Below are 26,702 nucleotides of genomic sequence, written 5' to 3' on the forward strand. Positions count from 1 at the left end.
ACGCTTACTGCATCATCGCACACAACGATCCATATTGTCTACAGACACTCGTCAGCACTATAGACGATGAGCGCAATGACATATTCCTGATACTTGATAAAAAAAGTGATATCAAAGATTTCGCCGGAATTAAAACCAGAAAAAGTCGTCTGATTACCCCCCCCAAGAGCAACGTATTGATATTCAATGGGGTAGCTTGTCGCAAATCCAAGCAGAATTACTTTCATTCAAGACTGCTATCGGATATGGGGAATATGATTACATTCATTTGTTGTCCGGGCAAGACCTGCCATTGAATACACAGGATTATATACACAGATTTTTCGATTCTTTGAAAAAAGGCACAAATCTGATTGGATTTGCACAAGGTGAGTTCAACCGACAAGACTTGGCTCTAAAGACAAATTATTATCATTTTTTTATTGACAAATACAGGTATCCAATACGATATGTCAGAGGCCTGCTCAATATTTACCGTGATGCAATGGTGTCATTGCAAAAGCGTATTGGTTTAAAAAGGCGGTGGAATATGAAACTCTATAAAGGGTGCAATTGGGTCTCGATAACCCCCGAGTTTGCCCGATACCTCGTGGATAAAGAACATTCTATATTGAAGATGTTCCGCTGGGTGCCCTGCGCTGATGAAATTTACAAGCAGACTCTGATGATGGAATCGCCATACAAACATACTGTTTACAGCAGAATACTTGATTTTGCAGGAATGACACGCAAAACCGACTGGACTCGGGGATGTCCTTATACATGGCATGAATATGATTTTCAGGAATTGATAACTTCAGATGCCCTGTTTGCAAGAAAATTCTCATCTAATATCGACAAAAAAATAATAGACAAAATATCTAACCATATTTTACTCAATGGAAGAAAAGAAGCAACCACGGATAAAGATACTCGTAGCTTGCCACAAAGCTGACCCCAACATACGCCAGGATGACATCTACATGCCCATACAGGTAGGCAAGGCGCTCCACCCCGAGCTCGACCTCGGGTTTCAGTGTGACAACACCGGTGACAACATCTCCGAGAAAAACGGCTCCTACTGCGAGCTTACCGCCCTCTACTGGGCATGGAAAAACCTCAAAGATGTCGACTATATCGGCCTCTGCCATTACCGCCGCTACTTCGACATGAGCAATGAACAATTATGTAAGATTGCTGATTCCAACGAAATATTGTTGGCAAAGCCTCTTACACTTCCTACATCAGTTTACAATGAACTTGTTTATTGGACATGCCTTGAAGATACCACTATATTTATAGATTCCCTTCTGTCTCTTTTCCCTGAATACAAGGAGGATGTAATATCATATTACTTTATGGGAAATAAATTCAGCCAATGCAATATGATGTTGATGTCAAAAGAAATGTTTGATGATTATTGCAATTTTATTTTTCTGGTACTTCAATTGACAGAAAGCAGGCTGAAAATTTCCGGTTACACGCGTCAACGCCGTGTACTTGGCTATCTTGCAGAAACGGCATTAGGACTATGGGCGAAACATAATAATCTTAATGTGAAAACGGTTGAAATTGTTATGGATACACCATCAAACAGAATAAAAGATCTGATTAATAATTTAAGATTTGATGCGGCTTTCAGACTTTCCAAACGTGTTAATTGCCCCACTACAGTCCCCATAGAACCACCTCTAAAAACCGGATTGATTTTAGATGGGATTATCTCTAAAGTTTATTAATACAGAACGAATGAATACGCCCTATATTTCCATAATTATACCTGTATATAATGTCGAAGACTTTATTGAAGCATGCCTGAATTCAGTAATCAATCAAACCTACAAAGATAATTTTGAATGTATTTTAATAGACGATTGTGGGAATGATAACAGCATGGAAATTGCTAAAAAGATTATTTCAAACTATCATGGTAATATAGAATTTAAAATTATAAGTCATTGCAAAAACAGTGGTTTATCAGCTGCAAGAAATACAGGAATTAAAAACGCAAAAGGAACATATATATTATTTCTTGATTCTGATGATGAATTAACAAAAACATCGTTAGAACTTCTTGCCAAGCCACTTAAAGAAGAAAAATATGATGTTGTCGTAGGCAGTTACGAGCTAATAGGTCAAGGACAGTTCGAGATATTGAAAATAGACAATGATATCAAGATTCTGAATCAAGAAGAAATCTTTAAAAAATTCATTTCACGCAAAATATATGAAATGGCGTGGAATAAGCTGATAAAAAGAGACTTTCTAATTGACAATAAAATTTGGTTTGAGGATGGATTATTACATGAAGATGTCCTTTGGTCGTTTTATCTATTTTACTACTGCCATAAACTAAAATTACTAATCGCACCGACTTATCGGTATAGAGTAAGAGAAAACGGAATTATTGGACAAAGAAATGCAAAAAACATCTTACATCTAAAACGAATATTTGATGACAAGCTAAAATTCATTAAGCAAAAAATTCTGTACAAGCACTATCCTGAACTGACAGAATATATGTATCGTCAGAAATTAGCCTTACTTAAAGGCTGTATAGTTTATAATATTGAGAAATCTGTTTTTAAGGATGTCCAACAACAAAAGTTATTGCTTGGCAATCACCACATTTCAATAAAAACAATTCCTTACTTAATCGCATCAAACATGCCTTACAAATTATTTAGTGTAATAATTAAAATATTTTCTCCTAAGTAAGTCGTAAAAATTAATTTATACTAAGCCGCATGGGCAAAATTGATATTGAGTTCAGATCCAAGAGCAGCCAACGCACGGTTGGTTGCATAGAGCATGGAATCTGTGGAACAATAATCTGCAGGTCTGAGCCATTTGCCCTTGAGGATTCTCCAGAGCGTCTCGATGATGGCAAAGATGGATTTCTTTTTGAAAAAAAGAAAAAGCTGTATCAATCATTAATTCATTTGCTAAAAATCCACAAGATATTGAGGCAATGATGTATGGTTGCCCGATTGTCGGAACAGAAGAAGCATTTGAGGGGTATGACATTGAATATGATAAAATCGGGGCACGATGCAATATACCAAAGGAATTTATTGATGCTATAGGTCAATTGAGAAATTCAAAGGGACGCTTGTTAAACAGTGCAAAATACTCTCGAATTACATTTCTTGAGAAATATGATACAAATGTGCTTAAAAATAAAATGACCGACTTTTTACGAAATGTAAAATATCCTACTTGATTCAATAAATTACAACGTGCTTCCGCTGAGGTAATGCTATTTCTCCATAACAATAGCTAAAGAAACAACAAGATATTTAGTAATATGTTATATTCTGATTCTTTTAAAGTCGGGATGGTCTATTTAGGACGTAAGGGTGGTGGTGCTACCTATTCTTACGAAATGTGTCGTGCATTATTGCGTAAGAATATAAAAATTTTCGCTATTGTCTCTGAAAATATAGAATCCCGTGACAGATGGATAAATCTTAAACAAGAAGGGAGCCTGATTCTATATTTTTTACCAACCTACACCAACCGATTTGAATTCATAAAAAGTTTTTTCCTGAGTCCTGGATATAAAAAATGTGTGAAGGAATTAAAAAAATGGAGTCCGGATGTCATTTATATCCCAATGCTTACATTAAATGCGTGGAAAATCGTTCGGCATTTTAACAGTGACAAGATTGTTACTACTATTCATGACTTAATTCCTCATCCGGGAGAAAGAAATCCTATACAAACTCTTATATTTAATTATATTAAACGAAAGAGTTCAAGATACATAGTTCTTACTGACAGTTTTAAATGCAAGGTCGCAGAGTGTTACGGAGTAACTCTAAATAAAGTCCTTGTATTACCACATGCCGGATTCTGTTTCAGAAAATCCGATACACCGCCGGATTTTGATATGATTCATTTTTCAATACTGTTTTTTGGCAGGATTACTCCATATAAGGGTTTGGGGGTTCTTCTTGGAGCGATTGATAAAATTAGAGATAGTATTCCCGAAATTAAACTTACAATCGCCGGGGAGGGAGAGCTTAGATCTTCTGAAATAGCTATGATTAAACGTAATTCGGACATAATTACTTTAATAAACCATTGGATATCGGAAGAGGAGATAGCTCAATTATTTGAGCAAAGTGATTTTTCATTACTCCCGTATACTGAAGCGTCTCAATCAGGGGTCGCTGCAGCATCCTTCGGGGCAGGAAGGACAGTTGTCGCAAGTGATGTCGGTGGACTGAAAGCACAAGTTGAAGCCGGTGGCGGAATTGTCATTGAAGCGGGTTCTTCAGAAGAATTGGCTGATGCGATAATTATGCTTTATAAAGATCCTCAGATTATAATAGCAAAGAATAAAGAAGCCTTTGCTTATTTTCAAAATGAATTGACTTGGGATGCTTCTGCATCAAAGCTAATTGAATTTTTACGTAATTGATTATAACTCGTATGTATTTATGAGGATAAATATTAGGCATAAATATCCCAGGTTTTGGGTAGCCTATTTTTGTGTCAGAATTTTTTATCTGTTATTTGATGTATTTGTCTACGGAAGAATATCCACGCTTGGCGATACTGCCAGATATTTAAGTGGAGGTAGTGCATTCCAAAATGGAGGTCTATCTTTATTTAATAGCACTTCTGTTATGGATATAATAGGTTTGATTCTTGGCCGAATATCTTTAGGAAATGAGCTGATTGCGAATCTCCCTTTTATGTTAATGTCTTTTTACTGTGTATATTGGACAATAACAAAAACAGAGATGTATAGATACATAAATAAGATTGTATTATTCATTCTTATTTCATTGCCTAATTTTTGTATTTGGACATCCATATTGTCAAAAGAGTCCGTCGGACTGGTCTTTTCTGCAATATTTAGTGTGTTGTTTATTAATTTTTTGAATAGAAAATTTAAAATCAGACTTAGAGATTATTTTGCAGCATATCTTTGTATTGTATTTAAGCCACAATATTTCCCATTTATATTTGGAAGTCTCCTCTTTATATACCTTTGTTCAAAATTACGAACTCCAGAGGCAAAGGGCTTGCTGTCCATATTTATTACAATCTTAGCTATTGCAGTATTATGGATTGCGCAGCCGCTTATTGATGTTTTAGCATTGCAGATGTATGCACATTTTGATTTTGCAGGAACCTCTACAAGGCCAAATATATTTGTCAATGAGGGCGATTTTATGCATTATGCGCCATATGGGATGTTACAGTCGTTTGTTGGACCTACATTTTCAGAAATGATTGGTTCTCCACTCAATTTTATTGCCGGACTGGAGGGCTGGGGTATTGTTCTGATATTTATCTGGCTTGCATCAAGAGGTATAATAAGAGTTGTGAAATTTGGCAAGCTTTCGCCCGTGCCATTATATTCAATTTCATTCACGGTGCTGGGTATATTATTTGTTCATTATCCTTTTGGTATTTTTAATGCCGGATCGGCAATTCGATATCGGACTAATTTTTTATTCTTGTTTATAATCTTGTTTTCATATTTGTATGCCTACTACAAACCCTCCAAAAAGCCAATGTATTCTATTTTGTGATAACTCTTTAAGGGAGTTGATCAATTTTAGAGAAGATGTTATAAACAGTTATGCGAATGCCGGTAAGCGTGTGATTTTGGTTGCTCCAAAGAATAGAGAATATAATCCTGAGTCTCCAAATATTAAATATATTCCTATTGATGTTGACAGAGGCGGAATGAACCCGATTCGGGATATAAAATATTTTATGAATTTATATGGAATATATCGAAGAGAAAGACCCGATTATATATTTCATTACACGATTAAACCTAATATATATGGTTCAATCGCTTCTAAGCTATTGAAAATCCCGTCAACTGCGATGATTGCCGGATTGGGATTTGTTTTCACTTCCGACAGTATCGGAAGTCAGATAGCGCGTAGGCTTTATAAGTTTGCCTTGAAATTTCCTGAGTGGGTGTTGGTGCTGAATAAATATAACAAGGATTTACTGATAAAGAAAAGTCTTATTTCCTCTGACCGGTTGATTCTCCTGAAAGGAGGGGAAGGTGTAAATCTATCTAAATTTGATATATAATGTGTAAATTTTTAATGATATCACGAGTGCTCTATGATAAGGGATATTCACAGTATGTAGAGTCAGCACGTCTAATTAAAAACTCCCATCCGTCTGCGAAGTTTATGCTCTTGGGTGATATAGATGAAGACTATCCTAATCATGTTCCTCGTGAGGTTGTGGAAAATGATGTCAGAAACGGACTGATTGATTATCTGGGCTACAGGTCAAATGTAAAGGAAATTATAATGGGCTGTGATTGCATCGTTCATCCGACATATTATAATGAGGGTCTGTCGCGTGTGCTAATGGAAGGCTTGGCGATGCGGAAGCCTATAATAACCACCGATATTCCAGGATGTAGAGAAACAGTCGATGATGGAGTAAACGGTTTTTTATGTGAACCTCGCAGTGTATTTTCTCTTACCGAATGTATTAAAAAATTTATCATGCTTTCGCATGAACAGCGTGTTATAATGGGAAAAGCCGGACGAATAAAAGCCGAAACTACTTTTGATATAAGTGATGTTATAAAAATATATCACTCTATAACAGATAAATACATGTGAAATTGGAATGTCGAATGGTAAACATTTCATTAGTGTCTATTCAGTGAACTCGCTGTGTCGGATGGCTTAGGGCTTACGACGTTATAGGGTGATACCGTGATGAAGCGGAATAAGGCGTTGCCATGCAGTAAGTGCGTGGCAACGTTTTTTGTTTATATTGGATTTAGGGAGGCTCTCCCGGTGTTGACCGGGGGGTTGAAGAGGCTTGAGTACAGGGGGTATGACTCGGCGGGGGTAGCGCTGATTAATGCTAATAATCAATACCGCTGCAGCTGCTTGCCTATTACATAGCCGTGCGCAAAGGGTGCAATGTCGACATGCCCCGCAACCTTGCGAAGTCCGTCACCGTCGAGTGACATCCGGCCCAATATTTAATCTAAGAAGAGGCTGTGTCATAAGCCGAACCCAACAGATACATCACCGTAGCGCGCCTTGATAAAAATTCCGATAACTGGTATGTCGGTGCAATCACCGATGAAAATCCAAGGACTGCAACCATTGACCTTGGTTTCCTGCCTAAAGATGGCAAATATGAAGCAACCATATATGAAGATGCGCCTGATGCCCATTGGAAAAACAATCCGCAGGCTTACCGGATCAGGACGATTAAGGTAAAACCCGGAATGAAACTTCGTCAACCGCTCGCACCGGGAGGCGGAGCCGCAATACAAATCAAGAAAATTTAAATCGCTTCTATAGTCCGAGGTTTCAATAAGTACAATTTCTCAAAAAAGATTGCTAAGGTTAAAAATTTAAACAAATGTTCTTTATGCTGGCTTGCGTGTGAACGTAGGTCAGTATTTTTTTATCTGACCGCCATCGTGATAACCACGGAAGAATACAGCTCTTTCATCGTAGATATCTCTCATCTCGGGGATAACATTCAACCATTAAGGCTAAATATATGTTGTATATTGTAAAAGTGTCTGTTAACCCTTATGTACGATCTGGTTATTATTATTGCGCTGATACTCCTTAACGGAGTTTTTTCCATGTCGGAAGTCGCCCTTATTTCTGCCCGCAAATCCAAGCTTGCCGCCGATGCAAAAAGCGGAAGCCGCAATGCCGCAACGGCACTGAAACTTCAAAGCGAGCCTGACCGCTTCCTGTCGACCGTACAGATAGGCATCACCCTCATCGGCATCCTCACCGGTCTTTTTTCCGGTGCCACCATAGCCACGGAGCTGGGCAATTACCTCGCGTCGTCGGGCATAGCGCCCAAGCTCGCCATGAGCCTGTCCAAAATCGTCATCGTGACGATAGTGACCTATCTCTCAATCGTCGTGGGCGAGCTTGTACCGAAACGCATCGGGCTTGGAAAAGCCGACACCATCGCCAAAACCGTAGCCGGACCGATGAAACTGCTCTCTATAATCACCTATCCGGTTGTGTGGCTGCTCTCCGTGTCGACATCTCTTCTAGTGAAGCTGCTAAACATAGGCAACAGCTCCTCGACAGTGACCGAAGAGGAAATCAAGTCGCTCATCAAGGAAGGCACCGATGCCGGTGAGGTAAGAGAAGTCGAGCAGGACATCATGGAGCGCGCGCTCGTGATGGGCGACAGCCGCATCGACGCCATCATGACGAGCCGCAAGGATGTCGCGGCTCTCACGATAGGCATGGACGAAGAAAACATCCGCAAGGTGCTTGCCACCGACCTACATTCGACCTATCCCGTGTTTGACCGCGAGAAAGAAGAGATATGTGGCGTCGTGTCGTTAAAGCAGCTCATATTATCGCTCGGCTCGCCCGGTTTCAATATTGAGAAAGAGCTTACATCCGGACTGTGCATGCCCGACACGATGACTTTCTATGACGCGCTTGAGACATTCAAGACCTCCGGCGAACACACGGCTCTCGTATATGACGAGTATGGCAACTTCCAGGGTATCGTGACTCTACGCGACATCCTCGACGGACTTATCGGAAACATCGTGCAGGGCGATGAAGGACCGATGATAGTCAAGCGTCCCGACAAGGAGGAATGGCTCGTTGACGGGCAATGCCCCATCTACGACTTCCTTGAATACTTTGGGTGCGAAGATCTCTACAAACCGTCAACCTACACCACTATCGGCGGTCTTATTCTGGAAGAGATGAAAAAGGTGCCTGTCGAAGGCGACCTCATCACATGGAATTGCTTCCGCCTTGAAATTGCCGACATGGACCGGGCGCGCATCGACAAGGTAGCGGTCGCCCGCACCACCCCCGACGCATAACCCCGATTACTTCTTTGACCTACGCCAGGAGCTAAAGCATACCGAGAGTCCTAATTCGGCAGTAAACACCGGCGTAGCGGAAATTTTATATCTTTGACGACTCAATTCTTTCCCGCTATAAACATCGGTCAATGATGTCTGAACAGTAGACGAGCCAGTTGGCACAACAAATCCAATGGAGGCTCGCAATCCTAAATGATGCCCCAAAATATACCATCCTGTCACTCTGGGGATCACGGTAAACATGCTATTACTACAATAATCGACCTGTAAACGACGCAGTTCATTGCGTCCTCGGCACTTCCCTAAATGTTCACCCTCTCCGGCATTTATCCAAGAAGAAACGCCAAGTCCCACCTCTGCCGACAGAAGAATATTCCTTATCACCATGCGGTATGTGGGAGCGACCGTAAAATATTGTATTCCAGCACACTTCTCTGAATCGTGATCAATATCCAAATAGCCGCTTTCAATCCCGAAATCCGCTATATCAGGCATCGGCACCATGGCTCCGGAAACCCGCCCATATTCTGCACTTACACCCCAATGTTGAAACGGATGCCAGAATATACCGAATCTAAATGAGAGTAAACTTTTCGTCAAATCGCCTCCTACATATCGGGGGTGGTCAGATGATATGGAGTTTTTCACCGCATATCCTACACCGAGAGAAAAAGATGCCCCATAACGGGTCTCGGCATAGATTGTGGAAATGGAATCAGTGGCACTTCCCTTTACCATAAACGTCACTATCAGCGACATCATGATTACTGTCACAATGCGTTTCATATCAAGGCAGTATTGGTAAGCATTACTCTTTCCGAAATATTTTCAAGGGTTTTGCCATCCCTGAACTCAAAAACGACCCGGAATTGAAACACCCCCGACAACGGCTCTCCATCAGGGACGTAAGCAAGATAAAAGTCATATTGCTCACGGACACTCTCAACCGGTGTCACCAATCTTTCACCCGTAGCGTCATATTCAAAATAAACCGCCCGCGGTTCAGTGTCATTATCATGAAGACTTAACGGCACAAGACATCTAAAATCGTTCATTACTCTTGCATTTCCGTTAACATCAATCGCCGTAATCCTGATTGCAGTTAACGGCTCAGGCAACTGATTTACATCGCCACTGCTTTGCGACCAACCCGGAATGACCCTTATCACCAAAGCCCCGGCATAACATTCGCCCGACACTGACATAGGAATTTCCAGTGAATTATCACACAACACCACATCAATCGACTCCATCTTTTGCTCGACAACATAATCGACACATTGAGTCGTAAGCCATATCATTGATAAGACCATTGCAAAAGGTATCCTCGCGGTAAAACAAGACATTAACATAACACTTATATAATTTTATTAAAGACCACTACACCCGTAAATTGAGTATTTCGAGTTAATTTCATAATAATCCACATAAGGAGATATATTCCATCGACTTTTCGAAGAGACTGGATGTTTAACGAAATCCCAACTACTTCTTTGACTTCCGCCAGGAGTTAAAGCTCCATACCAGACCTACTGTCGCACTAAACATCCTTGGAGCATGAATCGACTCGCTATACGAATCGATTACCGTGCCCTTGTACGCATCAGTTACCGAATAATTGAATTTCATAGTTCCCATAGATATGGAACACCCTACTGAGGCACATATTGCAAGATTAATCTTGTTGCTGACAAAATACATTGCCGATATACGCGGGACTATTGCAAAGAAACCTGAACCATCTACAGTAGATGACATGCGTCTCACATAATTAGTACCATCGTTTTTACACAAAAACTCAAAACTATGAGGATCAACCCGCATCACGACACCTAAACCTAACTCTCCGGTCAGCATCACCCGCTTGATTGCCACGCGATAAACCGGGGCAACAGTAAAATGAGCCTGACTCGTAGAATTGTCCTCTGCTGCTTCAACATACCCTCGATCAAAGCCAAAACATCCAACAGGAGGTCCTCCTTGTGAAGATCCGGCGTAACCCATTATATCAAATCGGGCATTAACTCCCCAGTGTCGTGACGGGAACCAAAAAAGTCCAAAATCCAACACGAACACCGGTTCACTAATATCGGTCAACATACATTTTGAAACACTCGAAACACCGGGATTTATAGATCGTCCACCACCAAGGCTATAATAGACGCCATATCTGTCATATCGAGACCGCTCATTATCCGATGCCGTGACCGTCATCAGTAATGCCGATAACATCCAAAAAGCCACTACAAATACACGTCGCATAATCATGAAGGATTTACTAAATTTATACTATCTGACATCGCCACCAGGGCTCTTCCGCTTTCAAACATCAACATCACTTCAAAGCGGTAAATCCCCGTGAGCGGCTCCCCATCAGGAAGATAGACAAGATAAAACTCCTTTCCATAGGGCACATATCTTATCGGCTGTGTAAACCGCTCACCGCTATCATCAAATTCAAAATCAATTACTCCCATCATATTTTGGGAAAGGGTAACGAGACTTTTAAAATCTTTCATAACGGTCCTATTGCCCTTGACATCTATTGCCGTAACCCGGATACCTGTCATGGCATCGGGCAAAATAAAACTATACCAAGTTTCGCTATTTCTTATATCATATCCATCCCAATCCAACAGCATCATTATCACCAGCGCATTTGACGGACAAGTGTTATCACAATATTCCGGAAATTTCGTTGAATTATTCCTCAGCATTACTTCAATCCCGGCTACCGGAGCGGTGACATCTTCTTCACGGATGCAATCGATTGAAAGCAGCAACAGCGCCACCACACTTATCCACAAAGTCTTTAATTTCAAAAAAGCTCTAATCATCTAACTTATATTTATTAATTATAATCCCTTCCACCCGTAAATTGAGTGATTTGAATTGATTTCATAATAATCCACATACGGAGATATATTCCATCGACTTTTCGGAGAGACTGGATGTTTAACGAAATCCCAACTACTTCTTTGACTTCCGCCAGGAGCTAAAGCTCCATACCAGACCTACTGTCGCACTAAACATACTTGGAGCATGAATCTGTCATGTCAAATAGCGCCACTATTCATACACAATCACCCATCCGCATGAGTCAAGCTGCTCACGAGTATATTCACGCCGCTGCAATACAATACTATCGTCATATGGCATTCCTTCCTTTACATCAAGAAAGAATACCTGCAACTTATCGCATAATTCAAATATTTCATCGCGACCTATATAATAGGCATATTCTATATCTGACTTCGGTTTCACCTCCCATGTATAACCACATGGAGCAGGCAATTTCGTATCAGGAAAAAATTCGGAAATTGTAATCCATATCTCGTCATTACTATTATTTACCACTTCAAATATAAACTTGCTTTCTTCCCTCTCGTCATTCCAACCACCATAACAACATTGCAAGCTTATAAAAGGCAATATCATGAACATATAATTTTGCACATGCAATCGTCCCATACGCTTAAAAGCCAAAATGATATATTGAAAATTCACATTTAAATTCTTCATAATCCACATATTTATGTTTATTCCACTCTCTTTTCGGCATTAGAGGATTATCAAAATCCCACCCTCTCTTATTGTTCAAATAATTCATCTCAGATTTATAGAAATTTTCAATATACTTATTGAAATACAAAAACGCGAGCAAAACCACCCTCTTCCAAAATCCCGACTATAGATATATTAATAATGCATCCTGTTACCACCGGAAGAATTTTTAGGGAGAGCTGCATGTTAATATTGATTTAATGTGATTATGACGATTTTTGCAAATATATACAACCTTAATTACATATCCAAATAATATTTTGAAATTATTAAATTTATTTAATTTACCAGGCGTCGCCTGCACCGACACCGACACTTAGACCCCAGAGAAGAGCCGGTGATGAATGATAATGCACACACATTTTTTGGGGTCTCGCTTGCTTTTAATGCGTTAAAGCTATAACTTTATGCGCAAAATTTAATTTTATTTCCAACTATCATTCATCACAATCTACAACTGTTTTATGTCAACTCATAAAGTTTCAGTCCTAATATTCAGCATTTTATCAGTAGTCATTTTCTCTGCATGTAATAAACGTCCGGTAATCACGGCGCCCGAAGAAGAGGATGCCTATGGAATCGTCTACGAACTTGGAGCCACGGGAAAATTCCGGGAGGCTATAGCCGCGAGCGACTCGCTGCTTGAAAATTTTACCATGAGCGACACCCTCAGAGTATATCTCATGATTGAACGCATAGTGGCGATGACCAATTCCGGAAATGTGGATGCAGCACTCGCATATTCCGACACTTTAGCCGAGTTCAGCAAGAAAAGCGGCATAAGCGAGGGACTTATGCAGGCTCTGGAGATAAAGGGACTAAGCAACCGGCGAAAGGGACGCTTTGACGAAGCGAAAAAGTATTATGCCGAGGCAATCGAACTTGCACGTGCCGAGGGAAATGTCGATATGGAACAGACATTGTCAGACATGATGGGTATAGTCTACGTCGAGTCGGGACATCCGCTTGAAGCCCTGGATTTTGAGCAACGTGCGCTCTCGCTCGCCGAGAGTCTTGCCGACACCACAGCCATGATTTCGGCGGCAGCGTCAATCGGAGCATGCTACGAGAGGTTAGGTCAATACACCGAAGCCGTCGATTTTCTTAACCGGCATCTAAGCGCCTCGCGGGAGATGAACCCGGTCTACAGGATAAAATTTCTCACCCCGCTTTTCTCGTCTTATCTCGCGCTCGACTCAATCAATGCGGCTGAACGCTGCGAGGCAGAGATGGAGATTGCCGCATCGGGGCTACCGCCTTACCATCAGAGTGCCGTAGCCGTCCTGACGGCAAAGTCACGGCTTTTAGCAAAAGAGAAGAGATACCGGGAACAGTGGGACACCTTCTGCCTGATAGACTCTCTCGGCACCCACGGAAAGTCGCCCGACATAATATTGACGGAGCGCGCCGAATGTCTCGCCAACATGAACGACTACAAAGGCGCCTACCTGCGCATGCAGAAAGCCTACGACTCGCTTGATTCAATACGCAAGTCAGACATCGACGCCGAGTTAAGCGAACTGTCGGTGCGCTATGACACTTACAGCAAAGAAATCGAGATTGAACGCCTGTCGATGAGACAACGCACCCTCGCTGCAATCGCGACAGGATGCCTCTTTATCGTCATCATCGTCATCTTGCTTGCCGTCAACATGCGCCGTCGCCAGAGCCTGCGCATGGAGAGAGAGAAGCATCTCCAGTATCTTCGCGGACTTGAGCAGGAACGATGCAGGATGGCGCGCGAGCTGCACGACGACGTGGCGGGCGAGCTGGTAGGGCTACAGTTTGGCATCGACACCCTTACCGCCGAAGAGCGCGACAGCCGCATCATGGATATAGCCCGCAAGGTGCGCACCCTCTCCCACGAGCTTATGCCGCCGCAATTCAAGGAACAGAGCTTCACCTCTCTGCTCGTTGACTATGTAGGGCGTCTCAACAGGCAGCACAGCCCCGGCTTTGTAGTGCTGACCGACGAAGGCACCTACGACTGGGAGGCTCTCCCGCCGGAACAGAGCCATGAACTGTACCGCATAACCCAGGAGGCGATTAACAATGCGCTGCGCCACGCCAAGCCATCCCGGATAACCATTACCCTTGACGGCAACGAACGCTTCTCGCTCACAATCGAAAACGACGGAGTGACAAAAGAGACGACCGACAGCGACGGCATAGGCATGCAGACTCTTAGGGCGCGTGTAGAGATACTCGACGCCGACATCTCCACCGCAATTCAAAACAGCAAATTCTCACTAACCATAACACAACGATGAAAACATTGCTTATTGTCGACGATCACCCCATTGTGCTCGAAGGAATACAGAGCGTGCTGTCAAAAAACGGCTTCAAGGTGCTGAAAGCGACAACAGCCGACCAGGCGATTGCGATCGCCGAACAGGTCAACGGAATAGACATGTATGTCGTCGACCTCTCGCTCAAGGAGGGCACCGACGGAATCACGCTTATCGAAACCCTGCGCGAAAAAGGACACTACCGGCCTACTGTCGTCTACACCATGCACGAGGAGCTATGGAACATATCCATACTGATGAAAGCCGACGTAGAGGGCATTGTGCTGAAAGGTGACAATATCAACGAACTTGTCTATGCCGTCAAGACCGTCGCCGAGGGCAACCGCTATCAGAGCGCAGCCTTTGACGAAAAGCGCAAAGAGGCGCTAAACACCACAGGCATACTCTCATCCAAAGACATCGAGATACTCCGCAGGCTCTCAGCCGGAGCCGGCAACCGCGAGATTGCCTCGGAAATGCAGATCAGCGAGAAGACAGTCGAATACCACCGCGCCAACATACTGCGCAAACTCCGGGCCAAGACCATGCTTGAAGCGACAAAGCGCGCCATAGCCCTCGGCATAGTCTACGTGTCGATGGTCACAGCCGTCATCATTCCACAGCCGGCTGCCGCCGCAGAGACCCTGCCCGAAGCTGTCGACCTCGGTCTAAGCGTGGACTGGGCCGACCGCAATCTCGGTGCCGACACCCCGCTTGATGCCGGCGGCTACTACGCCTTTGCCGAGACTGAGCCAAAAGCGACCTACGACTGGACGACCTACATCCACTGTGCCGGCGAGATAGGAACATGTAAAGACCTCGGCACCGACAACATCGCCGGCACACACTACGACCCCGCCACGCTGCTGCTCGGCGACGGGTGGCGCATGCCGACAGCTGCCGAATGTGAAGAACTGGTTGATGCCTGCACCTTCGCCGGCGACCAATATGGCGACACCTGTGTCGTAACGTTCTCCGCCCCCGACACCGGCAACCGCATCATCCTGCCCCTCGCCGGCTACATGACCGGAGCGCGCCTGTACACATTCAACTCAGAGGGAGCCTACATGACCGGCACCTGCGAGTTTGAATCCTACGGCGATGAATGGAGCGACATCGGCAACATCGCCATGCTCATGAACAGCAATCTGGCTCTCATAAGCTACGGGTCGCCCCAATTGGGGGTCACCATACGCCCGGTAAAAGAAAAAGCCTCGACATCTGTCGCCCCGGTCCTGTCAGCCTCTCCCGCGACAGTGACGCAGATATACACTGTCGACGGCAAGCCCCTCGGCAGTTCAATAGAAAGTCTCCCGTCACGCGGCATATTCCTGATTCTGATGTCTGACGGTCACTGCAAGAAAATCATAAAAAAATAATCCCGCCACCCGCCTGACAAAGGCGGAATCCGACCGGTCACAACCACGCCTTAGGGCAATCCCTAAATCATCATTAGGGATTACCCTAAGGCGTTCATTTTTAACACATTTCATCTTAATTTTTTGATATTTAATTAAAATAAAAACAATAACTTTAAGCACTGAAATGATAATAAACGACTAACCATCCATCACATTCTGACAATGAAAATTCATCATTATGGAATACCCTTGTCCGTGGCGGCACTGCTTCTGCCGGTGACACTCGGCTCCTGTTCCGATGACTTTGACCGCCCCGAAATGGCCTCACCCGAGGGACTCGGGTTTGAATTCAGCGTGATAATCGAGCAGGACAATTCATCACGCGCCGACGAAAGCGGATTTGCCGACGGTGACCGGTTCGGTGCTTATGTAGTCAACTACTCCGGAGGTCAACCGGGACAGCTCGCCCTCACCGGCAACCAGGTCAACAACGTGGCAATCGGCTACACTGCCGACGACAACCAATGGACACCCGCGACCCCCATCTACTGGCTTGACGACAAGACACCCGCCGATGTCTACGCCTACTATCCCTTTACCAACGGAATGTCGGATGTCGAGGCTCACCGCTTTGAAGTGAGCGCCGACCAGAGCATCGCAGGCACCGACGGAGACATGGGCACATATGAGGCGTCAGACTTCCTGTGGGCAAAAGCGTCGCGCGTCGCCCCGGGCACCCGCATCAACCTCTCGTTCAGCCACCGGCTCGCCGGAGTCAAGGTGGTCCTGGAGCAAGGAAGCGGATTTGCCGAGGGCGAGTGGGAGAAGCTGCCGCGCACAGTCACGGTCGACAACACAGTGCGCACAGCCTCCATCGACTTATCCACCGGCACAGCCACGGTCAACGGCACGTTTGACCGCCATGTCACCATGAACTCCGACGCGACCGACAGCTACCGCGCCGTAGTCGTGCCGCAGAGTGTCGCCGCCGGAAAAAGCACAATAGGCATCACCATTGACGGCACCGCCTACAATTATACCCGCGGCGAAGGCATGACCTACACCGCCGGAAAGCTCCATGTGTTCACCCTCAGGGTCGACAATCAGGAGCAGTCGGGCGACTACGCGCTCTCGCTCGTCAGCGAAGACATCACCCCCTGGGAAACCGACAACTCCTCCCATGACTTCGAGGCAAACTCCTACCTCGTGGTCGATGTGCCTACAGGCGGCACACTCAAAGAATGTCTCGCTAAGACAGGCGCCGACTTCTCGACAGTAAAAAACCTCAAAGTCACGGGAACTCTCTCAGATAAGGACTTCTATTTCATGCGTGATGAAATGTCGGTACTTACGGCAGTCAACCTGAAAGATGTTAAAGTTAGGTATCGTGGTACAGTTTATGACAAAGAGACTGGATGGCATGACAACGTAGATATAGTAAATAAGCTCCCAGATGAAGCTTTTCTTAATAAAACAACATTACATCGAGTTATATTACCGGAAACAATTGAGGTTATTGGACAAGCTTGTTTTGAAAGCTTAATCCTATCTTCGACAATTACAATTCCTGAATCAGTTAAAATAATCGAACGCGCTGCATTTCAATTAACCACAGGAGTATTTTCAATTATATTACCAAGTAAACTTACATCAATAGAAAATTCCGCTTTTAATTATTCAGCAGCACAAATAAATTTAAATCTGCCAAATTCATTAAAATATATTGGAGATTTGGCGTTTGCTTTTACAATAAATGCCTATGGCACATTCCAATTGCCGTCTAATCTTGAATATTTGGGGACAGAAGCATTTTTGTGTTGTGGAAAAGAATTAGATGGCGATATTGAAATCCCAGAAAAAATTAGTTTCATAGCTGCAGGTGCATTTTATAGCATGGGATTTAAAAAAGCGCCGAAATTAAGAATGCATGATGGGATTACCTGTATAGATGATAGGGCTTTCTTCCAGTTAAAATTTTCTGAACCGATTGTTTTCCCAAAGAATTTGACGACAATTGGCGAACAATCATTTAGTGAATGTTCATTTATTGGTGAGGTAAATTTACCGGATTGCATATCACGTATTGGAGCTGGGGCATTTAACCAGACAAATATAACCGGAACTTTTGAATTGCCAAAAGGAATTGAAGCTGTAGATGGTAAACAATACATGCCTGGAACATTTGCTTCAACTCAAATAAATAATCTCATAATAGGTGATAACATAGAGATTATTAGTTCTTATGCTTTCAGAAACAACAACAATCTTAGCTCTATAGCAATCGGTAAAAATGTATCGTTTATTGGAGAAGAAGCTTTTGCTTATTGTTCGTCTCTCAACACAATAGTCTGTCTGGCAAAAGAGCCGCCACTGCTTGAACAATCAGCATTTGCCGGTTTGCAAACGCTGAATTGTGTGGTTGAAGTGCCGGAAGAGTCTGTTGGTGCCTACAGAGCGGCAACGGGCTGGAGTTCATTTGGCAATATCACCCCTCATCATGAGTTAAGCCTGTCAATAACAAAGATAGACTGCCTTAACAAAGGAATCTCACGCGAAGTGGTCTTAAAAGCGAAAAGCGAATGGGAAATCGCAGAAATTCCATCCTGGATTCATGTCACTCCTGAGAGAGGCAGCATGGGAGGCGGTGTTGTTAAAGTAACAGTCGATCAACTTGCCTTAGGCTCAGGAAAGCGTGAAGGTGATATCGTATTTCGTTTGAAAGAGAGCGGCTACACAAACTATATGACTGTACGGCAATATGACTACTCCTATGAGGAAGACAAGGAGATTGTACTACAGAGCGCAAGCCGTGGCGGTTGCCGTCCCGTTCCGGTGTTTATTGTAGGAGAAGGCTATGGAGCGGAGTCTATCGTCAATGGAGACTTTATAAGGCGGGCACGAGAAACAATGGAACAACTGTTTGCCATAGAGCCTTATAAAAGCTATCGCGATATGTTCTCTGTCAGTACCGCAGTTTCGCTATCGCCGGACAATGGAATTACGGATATTAATACGCGTAACGAAACAAAATTCTCTATGACTTTCCCTTATTTTAAGTCAGAAGACGTGTCAAGACTGGAAAATTATGCAAAAACACTATGTCAAGAAATCGACAACAATAATATCGGCAACGCTCTGATTATTATCCTTGCCAACTGCAATGTATTCAACGGCGACTCTTATCATCACGTTGATGGCTGTGAGTTCGCATTTATCGGCAATTCCAATGAAATCTACCCATATGACAACCGTGGTCTCGTACAGCATTTTGCAGGCGGAGCAGCTTTTGGTGGTCTTGCAGAGGAAGGCATAGCTCATATGGATTTTATAAAATCTTGCAGCTGTTCCGGTTGCAATGGTCTGCCAACATATTATTCAGAGAAAGCCGCCGGACGATATGAAAATGTGACTTTATCTGGCAAAATGGATGAAGCTCCCTGGCGCGAGTTTATATTCCACCCTAAATATAGTGGCATCGTCGACATGTATGAAGGTGGCTATAAACACCTGCGTGGTGTATGGCGCTCAGAGCAAGAGAGTGTAATGAATAGCTACATACCCTATTATAACACTATATCGCGCTATACGATATACAAAGAGATTATGCGCAAGGCGGGACTCAACGCCTCTCTTGACGAATTTATTGCTAACGATAAAATCGAAATACCTCAATAATGAAACCGAATTATATATATCTAAGCACATTCCTGTTGCTTGCGCTACCGTCATGTACTGACGACTCCATCAGCGGCGACGGGCTTCCGGGCGACGGTAGCCGCAAAGAGGTCAGGCTACAGGCATCTATCGACCAGACCAATGTCTCGCGTGCCGATGACTCCGGATTTTCCGACGGTGACCGCATAGGCATCTTCGCGGTCAATTTTACCGACGGCACCAACCCCGGCACTCTCACCCCCGCCGACAATCTTGCCAGCAATGTAGGCTTCTCATTCAACGAGGCTTCCAATTCATGGGAGGGCGACCGGCAGCTTTATTTCAAAGACGACAAGACCCCGGTCGACTTCTATGGCTACTACCCCTATGACTATGACATGGCGGAAGTCGAAGCCTATCCGTTTTCCGTGCAGAGAAACCAGGCTGCCGAAGCTGCGGGCAACAGGCTGTCAGGCTATGAAGCCTCCGATTTTCTCTGGGCAAAATTGGCAGGCGTCACTCCGGCTACTCCGCTCGTCACCCTGACCTTCAAGCATATTCTCGCCGGCGTACAAGTAACGCTGGTAGAAGGCACGGGGTTTGAAGAAGGCGAATGGGCTATGCTCGACAAGTCGGTGCTTGTGGCGGGGACCAACCGCGACGCGACAATAAATCTCGCTACCGGCGAGACTACACTTGCAGGAGAAGGTGACGACAAGAGCATCATCGCCAATCCCTATAGAGACGATTACCGCGCAGTCGTAATCCCCCAGTCAGTCGAGGCAGGCAATACATTGCTGTCAATCACAGTCGACGGGCAGAGCTATGAGTTTACCAAGGAGATGACTATGACTTATCTTCCTTCAAAGCTCCATAAGTTCACTATCCAGGTCGAAAAGCCACTCCCCGAGGGAGATTTTGAATTCTCGCTGCTTGACGAGGCTATTACGGCATGGGAAAGTGACCTTACATCCCATAACGGCAGCGCCAAGGAATATATAATAATTGACATTCCGGAAGCGGGGACACTCTCACAAGTCATAAAGGAAAGTGGGATGAATCCTACCAAAATCGTCAATCTAAAATTGACCGGTTTCATGAATGACGCAGATTTTGAATATATACGCAACAATATCCCTGATCTTGAAGCGATAAATCTTGCAGAAATAGGGCTCAAAGCACAGCGGTTGCATGATGTCCTAAGAATTGGTGATGAAAATTTCATTAAAACAGGATTATTCTTGCCTGATTATGCTTTTTGTAGTATGTCCCAACTCAGATCGTGTGTTTTTCCCAAAAAGATAGGAGCTATAGGGATGAGTGCATTTTTAGGAACACCCTTGAGCGGTTCTCTTGAAATTCCCGAAGGTGTCATATACATTGGAAGCAGTGCTTTTGAAAATGTCAACATATATACTTCCGTTGATCCAAACAGACCTGGTAAAGTTATGGTAGAGAATAATTTGACAGGGACTCTTTCTCTTCCAAGCACATTGAAGTGGATTGGATATCAGGCTTTTGCCTATTGTAATTTTCAAGGTGAATTGCTACTGCCAGAAGGTATAGAAGAAATCGAAAATGGCGTTTTTAAAAAATGTGAATATTTCACAGGAGATCTCCACTTGCCTGAGAGTTTGACTAAAATAGGGCACTCTGCCTTTGACGAGATGAAAGGTATAACCGGATGGATAATACTACCAAGTAAGTTATTGAATATAAATGGATTTTCAGGGATGAAACCATCTGGTATCCAATTGCCTGAAAAACCGATTGAAATAGGGGTAGGGGCTTTTCGCGAATTCGAATATATGAATGGTTTAAAGATACCTGAAAGCGTGCTGGTTCTGCAAGGAGATTGCTTCAGAAATACCAAAATAAAGCATCTTATTCTACCCTCTGGGATTTCATCAATCCCAACGAATTGCTTTAGTGGTTCTGAACTTGATTCTATTACCATTCCGGATAAAGTAGAAGTTATCGAATCTTTCGCTTTTAATGAATCTAAGCTTGAATCAATTGTACTTTCTGCAAAACTACAACGTATAGATAATTACGCCTTTAGAGACTGTTATAACTTAAACTATATCAGATGTAATGCTATAGAGCCTCCGCAAATTTCAGAAAACACTTTTGACGGTGTTAATAAGGACAACTTTACTATTGAGGTTCCGGAACAGAGTGTTGAAGCCTATCGCAATGCTCCGGGATGGAGCGAATTCAGGAGAATTGCAGCCTACAGAAATTTTGTAGCTCGCCCATCGAAATACAATGTGCTTAACCGTGGTGGTAGCCGGGAGATAACACTTAATGCCGATGCCGGATGGGAAATGACAGAGTGTCCCTCATGGTGTCATATCGACAAGACTTCCGGCACGCAGAAAACAACGCTTAACCTTACCGTCGACCCACTTTCCCTGGGGCAGCAGCCCAGATTCGGACAGATTACCTTCCGGCTGAAAGGCGATGAAGAGTATCTGACCCATATTGATGTAGGTCAATATGACTATGAATATGACGAAGATGAGTACCTTACAATACAGAAAGCGACAAGAGGCAACGGAATCGACATCGTGATAATAGGTGATGGCTATGACGCCGCCGACATCTCTTCCGGGCTATATCTGGATGACATGAAGCAGGAAATAGAATATTTCTTTGCAGTTGAACCTTACACGACCTATCGTGATTATTTCAATGTCTATACCGCCTTTGCGCTGTCTGATGACAGCGGTGTCGAGTCAATAAATGCATGGCGCAATACTAAATTTCATGTATCGCTCGGTGATGGTTGTGGCAAAGACGGAGTACGTCTTTCTGCCGACTATGTTGCAGCACTGGACTATTGTGCAGAAAATGTACCTCCCACGATTTCCAAACAGCATGCGAAAATTGGTTGTATTATTGTAGCAAATTCTGATATTAGCGATGGTATAACTTACATTGGTGAGTCATTTTGCTCCGTTGTATCAAAAAGCACTTTGCCCTATCCTTCTGATGCAAGAGGCGTAATTCAGCATGAAGCTGGCGGTCATGGTTTCGGCTGGCTCGGCGATGAATATATCTATCATAATGATTTTATAGACAGATGTTCATGTCCATGTTGTGGTCATGCGAATGAGCTTCTGAAAGAGCATTCCATCGGGCATAGCCTGAATTTGTCATTGACCGGTAAATATGACGATGTGCCTTGGAAACATCTGATTTTCAATCCTGCATATAGTGATATTGTAGATATTTTTGAAGGTGGATATTTTCATTCACGTGGAGTCTACCGCTCGGAAGGCAACTCATGCATGAACAACAATGTGCCATATTTCTCTACCTGGAGTCGCCAGCTTATTGTGCAGCGCATCATGAAATTAGCTGGTGAGACTTTTACTCTTGACAACTTCTACGCAAATGACAGCCGCGAGACCGGGCGTGACTTTACTTCGACAAGCCGAAGCGGAGACATCAATGTCTATACCCCGACACGCCATCGCAACGCTCCCGTAAGAATCAACAACTATAAATTTGGAAAGAAAGGAGCTAAAAGATGAAAACCTCTATTAAACATATAATTACCTATTCTCTTCCACTGATGCTCGCGTCATGTGCCGAGGACGCTATCGACATGCCCGGCTCAGTCAATGAAAACATGCCGATAAGGCTTGGCGCCGCTTATCCTACAGCGTCAAGAGCATCGGACGCCGGCTTTGAAGACGGTGACAACATGGGCGTATATGTCATGGACTATCAGAACGACACGCCTCAGGAGATTACCGGCGATGACATACACGCCGACAACGTAAAGTTCAAGTTCAACGGCTCTGACAACTCATGGTCAGGGGCGACTGAAATATATTGGACTTCAAATACCACGCCTGTAGATATTATCGGGTATTATCCATTCATGTCCACCATTGACGACGAAACGTCAATTCCATTCTCGATAGCCCGCCGACAAGACCTCTCCGGCAACGAAAATGAACCGGGCGGCTATGAGGCTTCCGACTTTCTTTGGGCGAAAGCTTTGAAAGTGATGCCTACCTCATCAAGAGTCAATCTGACTTTCTGTCACCTTATGGCTGGAGTACGTATCACTCTTGCTGAAGGCGACGGCTTTGCCGCAGGTGAATGGGCGACACTGGAAAAAAATGTACTTGTCTCAAATATCATTCCTTCAGCAACAATAAATCTTGCCGAGGGAACAGTGACCGGAGTTGAAGGAAGCCCTATAAGCGTTACCCCCTACAAACATAACGAAGACTGGAGAGCGATAGTGATCCCTCAGAAAGTCAGCGCAGGCGAGATTATAGCTATATCAGTAGACGGCATCAGCTACAAGCTCGTTAGGGAGGAAGGAATCACCTACCAAGGGGGAAAACTACACTCTTTTACAATCACAGTCAACAAACTGTCCTCCACGGGCGATTATGAGTTCAATCTCTCTGACGAGGCTATAAGCGCGTGGATTGACGATGTAGAGTTCCGAGACGGCATAGTCAGAAATTATCTGACGGTAAATGTAGAAAGGCGCGGCGACCTGAAAAATATCATAGCATCAATGGGACTAAGCCCTGCCACTATCAGCAGCCTTAAACTCACAGGTGAAATCAATGAGGAAGATTTCAGGTTTATGCGCGAAGAGTGTACGGCACTTAAATCACTTAATCTGTCGGAAGTCAAGTCGTGGGACGGTGAGCGCGAAGACGTGATTCCAGCTAATGCAATGAACAAAAAGTCGACGTTGTCGCATATCGTATTCCCTAATTCACTCAAAATCATTGGCAGCGGAGCATTTTATCGTTGTGGTCTTATGGGCACACTTATAATACCGGAAGGAGTTATAAAAATTGGCGAACTGGCACTTATCCCGGCTGGATATGCTACTAGTGATGGTGTTTTTAATAATTGTAGTAATCTTGTTGGTGAATTAATATTACCATCTACACTGGAATTAATCGAAGATAACGCGTTTGCAAACACCAAGTTTACTGGAGAGCTTCATCTGCCAGAATCACTTAAAACAATTGGGAAATCAGCATTTCATGATAGTAAATTCAGCGGACAACTTGAAATTCCTGAGAATCTTGAAAATCTGGGTAGCTATGCTTTTTATAATACAAATTTCACAGGAGATCTTGTAATTCCAGATAAAATAACAGATATTGAGAATTATACATTTGCCAATTGTGCATTTTCGGGTAATCTCACTCTTCATGAAGGGTTAAAATCTATTGGGGAAGAAGCGTTTGCACAATGTGGATTTAGAGGAGAATTAACCTTTCCGTCTACGTTACAAATAATTTCGATTCGCGCTTTTGCAGGTAATAATATAAGTGGTATCGTTTTTCCTAAGAGTCTCACTTACATCGGAGGCGGAGCATTTATGGAATGTAAATACCTGAGTGGGAATATAGAAATTCCTGAGAAGATTGAAAGAATCAGCCCATTCCTTTTCGCTGGATGTAAGCAAATAACAGGACTGACATTGCCGAAACATACTATTTCTGTTGGCGGTGCTGCTGTTTACGGATGCACTTCATTAAATACTATTATAAGTAATAGTATTGAGCCTCCACTTGTAATTAATCAATCTGAACAAGAATATTATTGGATGTATATAAATGAGGCAAAGATAACTTTACCTATTGGTCCATTTGACGGCATATCCAAGAATAACTTTACCCTTGAGGTTCCCGAGGAGTCTGTCGACCTTTACCGCAGGGCTGAGGGTTGGAAGGAGTTCTCGCGGATTTCGGTAAGTACGGATTTTGTCTGCCGCCCGTCAACAGCATGTGCATTAAACACTCGCCATAGCGAATCCATCGTGCTTGACAGTGATGGAGAATGGGAAATAACCGCCAAGCCGGAATGGTGTGAAGTGAACAAGAGTGAAGGTTCTGGAAAGGAACAGATAGTGCTTACAATCACGGAGATGCCAAAAGGTTCCGGAAACAGAAATGACTATGTTGAGTTCACACAGAAAGCAACAGGCTACACGACCAGGTGTGAGGTTAGCCAGTATGACTACCAATATGGCGAGGATGAATGTGTGACTTTGCAAAAAGCGAGCAAGGGTAACGGCATTGACATACTCTTCTTAGGCGACGGCTGGGATGCAGCCTCAATAGCCGACGGCAGCTATCTAAGTCTCGTCAACGAGCAGATGGAAGACTTCTTCGGAGTGGAGCCATATCTTACATACCGCGACCGCTTTAATGTCTACGCATGTATATCCCTCTCGCAGGAAACCGGGGTAAACACCCGCGCCAACTGGCGAAACACTCGCTTTTCCACTTTCTATGGATATGACTGCGACGGAGTAGGGTCACTTCAGCCTGATAATGTTGATGATATTTTCGATTATGCGGTCAGTCATACACCGATGACAGCCGAGAAGATGCCCCGGTCACTCGTCATACTCACCCTGAACAGTGACGAATATGGCAGCGCAACGACTCTTACGGAAAATGGCAGCGCGGTAGCAATATGCTCCCCAAGCGTCGGGACATACCCGATGGATACACGCGGAATCATTCAGCATGAGGCGGGTGGACATGCTTTCGGCAAACTTGCTGAAGAAAGAGTCACCAAGAACAGATATATAAGCGATAACGAAAAAACGATTATAATGAGCTATCAGAGAAAAAGATGGTTCCAAAACATATCATTGTCGGGCAAAATGACCGACGTAGCATGGAATCACTTTATCTTAGACCCGCGCTATAGTAACTCTGTAGATATATTTGAAGGTGCCTACGGAAAAGCACGCGGCGCTTACCGCTGCGAGATAAACTCCTGCATGAACTATGGCATCCCCTACTTCAACGCCATCAGCCGCCAGGACATCGTAAGGCGCATACTTGAATATTCGGGTGAAGGATTTACAATGGAAAAATTCTATGCCAACGACTCCGACAAGTGGGGCACCACCTCGACAAGCCGCGCCGCAATGGTTGACGATACTGAAAGCTACGTGGCGTCGGGCTCACATCATCCGGTAAGAATAGTCAAATCGAATAAATATTAAAC

21 protein-coding genes and 1 pseudogene are annotated in these 26,702 nt (G+C 43.8%); 16 read left to right on the forward strand and 6 right to left on the reverse strand.

Translation table 11 applies throughout. From position 1 onward, the window contains the following. Nucleotides 1-38: 38 nt before the first annotated feature. Nucleotides 39-227: a hypothetical protein gene (locus E4T81_RS13350; protein ID WP_135045396.1), complete on the reverse strand. Its 189-nt coding sequence runs from the start codon at nucleotides 225-227 to the stop codon at nucleotides 39-41. Here E4T81_RS13350 and E4T81_RS13355 point away from each other — a divergent pair. From E4T81_RS13355 to E4T81_RS13410, 11 genes and pseudogenes are all read left to right on the forward strand, one after another. Then, nucleotides 197-934 carry a beta-1,6-N-acetylglucosaminyltransferase gene (locus E4T81_RS13355; protein WP_167761918.1) on the forward strand — a complete coding sequence of 246 codons (738 nt, stop codon included), beginning with the start codon at nucleotides 197-199 and terminating at the stop codon, nucleotides 932-934. The genes E4T81_RS13350 and E4T81_RS13355 overlap by 31 nt on opposite strands. Then, nucleotides 879-1,718, forward strand: a complete 840-nt coding sequence (locus E4T81_RS13360) for a DUF4422 domain-containing protein (RefSeq protein WP_135045400.1) — start codon at nucleotides 879-881, stop codon at nucleotides 1,716-1,718. Before E4T81_RS13355 ends, E4T81_RS13360 begins: the two co-directional genes overlap by 56 nt. Before the next feature lie 10 nt (nucleotides 1,719-1,728). Then, entirely contained in the window at nucleotides 1,729-2,697 is a 969-nt protein-coding gene (locus E4T81_RS13365; protein WP_167761921.1) for a glycosyltransferase family 2 protein, read from the forward strand. 29 nt (nucleotides 2,698-2,726) lie between these two features. Further along, nucleotides 2,727-2,954, forward strand: coding sequence for a hypothetical protein (locus E4T81_RS15795; RefSeq protein WP_209308203.1), 228 nt, complete (start codon nucleotides 2,727-2,729; stop codon nucleotides 2,952-2,954). Next, nucleotides 2,951-3,202 carry a hypothetical protein gene (locus E4T81_RS13375; protein ID WP_135045406.1) on the forward strand — a complete coding sequence of 84 codons (252 nt, stop codon included), beginning with the start codon at nucleotides 2,951-2,953 and terminating at the stop codon, nucleotides 3,200-3,202. The genes E4T81_RS15795 and E4T81_RS13375 overlap by 4 nt, the downstream gene beginning before the upstream one ends. Before the next feature lie 84 nt (nucleotides 3,203-3,286). Continuing rightward, nucleotides 3,287-4,405: a glycosyltransferase family 4 protein gene (locus E4T81_RS13380; RefSeq protein WP_135045408.1), complete on the forward strand. Its 1,119-nt coding sequence runs from the start codon at nucleotides 3,287-3,289 to the stop codon at nucleotides 4,403-4,405. 19 nt (nucleotides 4,406-4,424) lie between these two features. Further along, the gene (locus E4T81_RS13385; protein ID WP_135045410.1) at nucleotides 4,425-5,528 is read left to right on the forward strand and encodes a hypothetical protein; all 1,104 of its coding nucleotides are present in this window, start codon (nucleotides 4,425-4,427) and stop codon (nucleotides 5,526-5,528) included. 16 nt (nucleotides 5,529-5,544) lie between these two features. After that, nucleotides 5,545-6,048 carry a glycosyltransferase gene (locus tag E4T81_RS13390; protein ID WP_209308204.1) on the forward strand — a complete coding sequence of 168 codons (504 nt, stop codon included), beginning with the start codon at nucleotides 5,545-5,547 and terminating at the stop codon, nucleotides 6,046-6,048. After that, nucleotides 6,048-6,596 (forward strand): glycosyltransferase, encoded by a 549-nt coding sequence (locus tag E4T81_RS13395; protein ID WP_135045414.1) that lies wholly within the window; start codon nucleotides 6,048-6,050, stop codon nucleotides 6,594-6,596. Before E4T81_RS13390 ends, E4T81_RS13395 begins: the two co-directional genes overlap by 1 nt. A 410-nt stretch (nucleotides 6,597-7,006) precedes the next feature. Next, a pseudogene (locus tag E4T81_RS16130) lies at nucleotides 7,007-7,282 on the forward strand (glycoside hydrolase family 97 C-terminal domain-containing protein); the annotation flags it as partial. 252 nt (nucleotides 7,283-7,534) lie between these two features. Then, complete coding sequence (locus E4T81_RS13410; RefSeq protein ID WP_135045418.1) at nucleotides 7,535-8,815, forward strand: hemolysin family protein; 1,281 nt, start codon at nucleotides 7,535-7,537, stop codon at nucleotides 8,813-8,815. A 6-nt stretch (nucleotides 8,816-8,821) separates the two neighbouring features. Here the strand turns inward: E4T81_RS13410 and E4T81_RS13415 are convergent, their stop codons facing one another. The 5 genes from E4T81_RS13415 to E4T81_RS13435 form a co-directional block, all read right to left on the reverse strand. Next, entirely contained in the window at nucleotides 8,822-9,604 is a 783-nt protein-coding gene (locus E4T81_RS13415; protein WP_135045420.1) for a hypothetical protein, read from the reverse strand. Continuing rightward, entirely contained in the window at nucleotides 9,601-10,131 is a 531-nt protein-coding gene (locus tag E4T81_RS13420; protein WP_135045422.1) for a hypothetical protein, read from the reverse strand. The genes E4T81_RS13415 and E4T81_RS13420 overlap by 4 nt, the downstream gene beginning before the upstream one ends. 172 nt (nucleotides 10,132-10,303) lie before the next feature. After that, nucleotides 10,304-11,086 carry a hypothetical protein gene (locus E4T81_RS13425; protein WP_135045424.1) on the reverse strand — a complete coding sequence of 261 codons (783 nt, stop codon included), beginning with the start codon at nucleotides 11,084-11,086 and terminating at the stop codon, nucleotides 10,304-10,306. Further along, on the reverse strand, nucleotides 11,083-11,655 hold the full coding sequence (locus E4T81_RS13430; protein ID WP_135045426.1) for a hypothetical protein: 573 nt from the start codon (nucleotides 11,653-11,655) through the stop codon (nucleotides 11,083-11,085). Before E4T81_RS13430 ends, E4T81_RS13425 begins: the two co-directional genes overlap by 4 nt. 232 nt (nucleotides 11,656-11,887) lie before the next feature. Beyond that, nucleotides 11,888-12,340 carry a hypothetical protein gene (locus E4T81_RS13435; protein ID WP_135045428.1) on the reverse strand — a complete coding sequence of 151 codons (453 nt, stop codon included), beginning with the start codon at nucleotides 12,338-12,340 and terminating at the stop codon, nucleotides 11,888-11,890. Between the two features lie 506 nt (nucleotides 12,341-12,846). On the opposite strand from E4T81_RS13435, the gene E4T81_RS13440 reads away from it, so the two are divergent. From E4T81_RS13440 to E4T81_RS13460, 5 genes are all read left to right on the forward strand, one after another. Next, nucleotides 12,847-14,652 carry a tetratricopeptide repeat-containing sensor histidine kinase gene (locus E4T81_RS13440; RefSeq protein ID WP_135045430.1) on the forward strand — a complete coding sequence of 602 codons (1,806 nt, stop codon included), beginning with the start codon at nucleotides 12,847-12,849 and terminating at the stop codon, nucleotides 14,650-14,652. Continuing rightward, the gene (locus tag E4T81_RS13445) at nucleotides 14,649-16,049 is read left to right on the forward strand and encodes a response regulator transcription factor (RefSeq protein WP_135045432.1); all 1,401 of its coding nucleotides are present in this window, start codon (nucleotides 14,649-14,651) and stop codon (nucleotides 16,047-16,049) included. Before E4T81_RS13440 ends, E4T81_RS13445 begins: the two co-directional genes overlap by 4 nt. A 204-nt stretch (nucleotides 16,050-16,253) precedes the next feature. After that, nucleotides 16,254-19,706 carry a fimbrillin family protein gene (locus E4T81_RS13450; protein WP_135045434.1) on the forward strand — a complete coding sequence of 1,151 codons (3,453 nt, stop codon included), beginning with the start codon at nucleotides 16,254-16,256 and terminating at the stop codon, nucleotides 19,704-19,706. Then, nucleotides 19,706-23,224 carry a fimbrillin family protein gene (locus E4T81_RS13455; RefSeq protein ID WP_135045436.1) on the forward strand — a complete coding sequence of 1,173 codons (3,519 nt, stop codon included), beginning with the start codon at nucleotides 19,706-19,708 and terminating at the stop codon, nucleotides 23,222-23,224. The genes E4T81_RS13450 and E4T81_RS13455 overlap by 1 nt, the downstream gene beginning before the upstream one ends. Continuing rightward, a complete protein-coding gene (locus tag E4T81_RS13460) occupies nucleotides 23,221-26,700 on the forward strand; it encodes a fimbrillin family protein (RefSeq protein WP_135045438.1) in 3,480 nt (1,159 codons plus the stop codon). Before E4T81_RS13455 ends, E4T81_RS13460 begins: the two co-directional genes overlap by 4 nt. The last annotated feature ends 2 nt before the right edge of the window (nucleotides 26,701-26,702 follow it).

This window comes from Barnesiella sp. WM24, assembly GCF_004570975.1.
Classification (GTDB): Bacteria; Bacteroidota; Bacteroidia; order Bacteroidales; family Muribaculaceae; genus Muribaculum.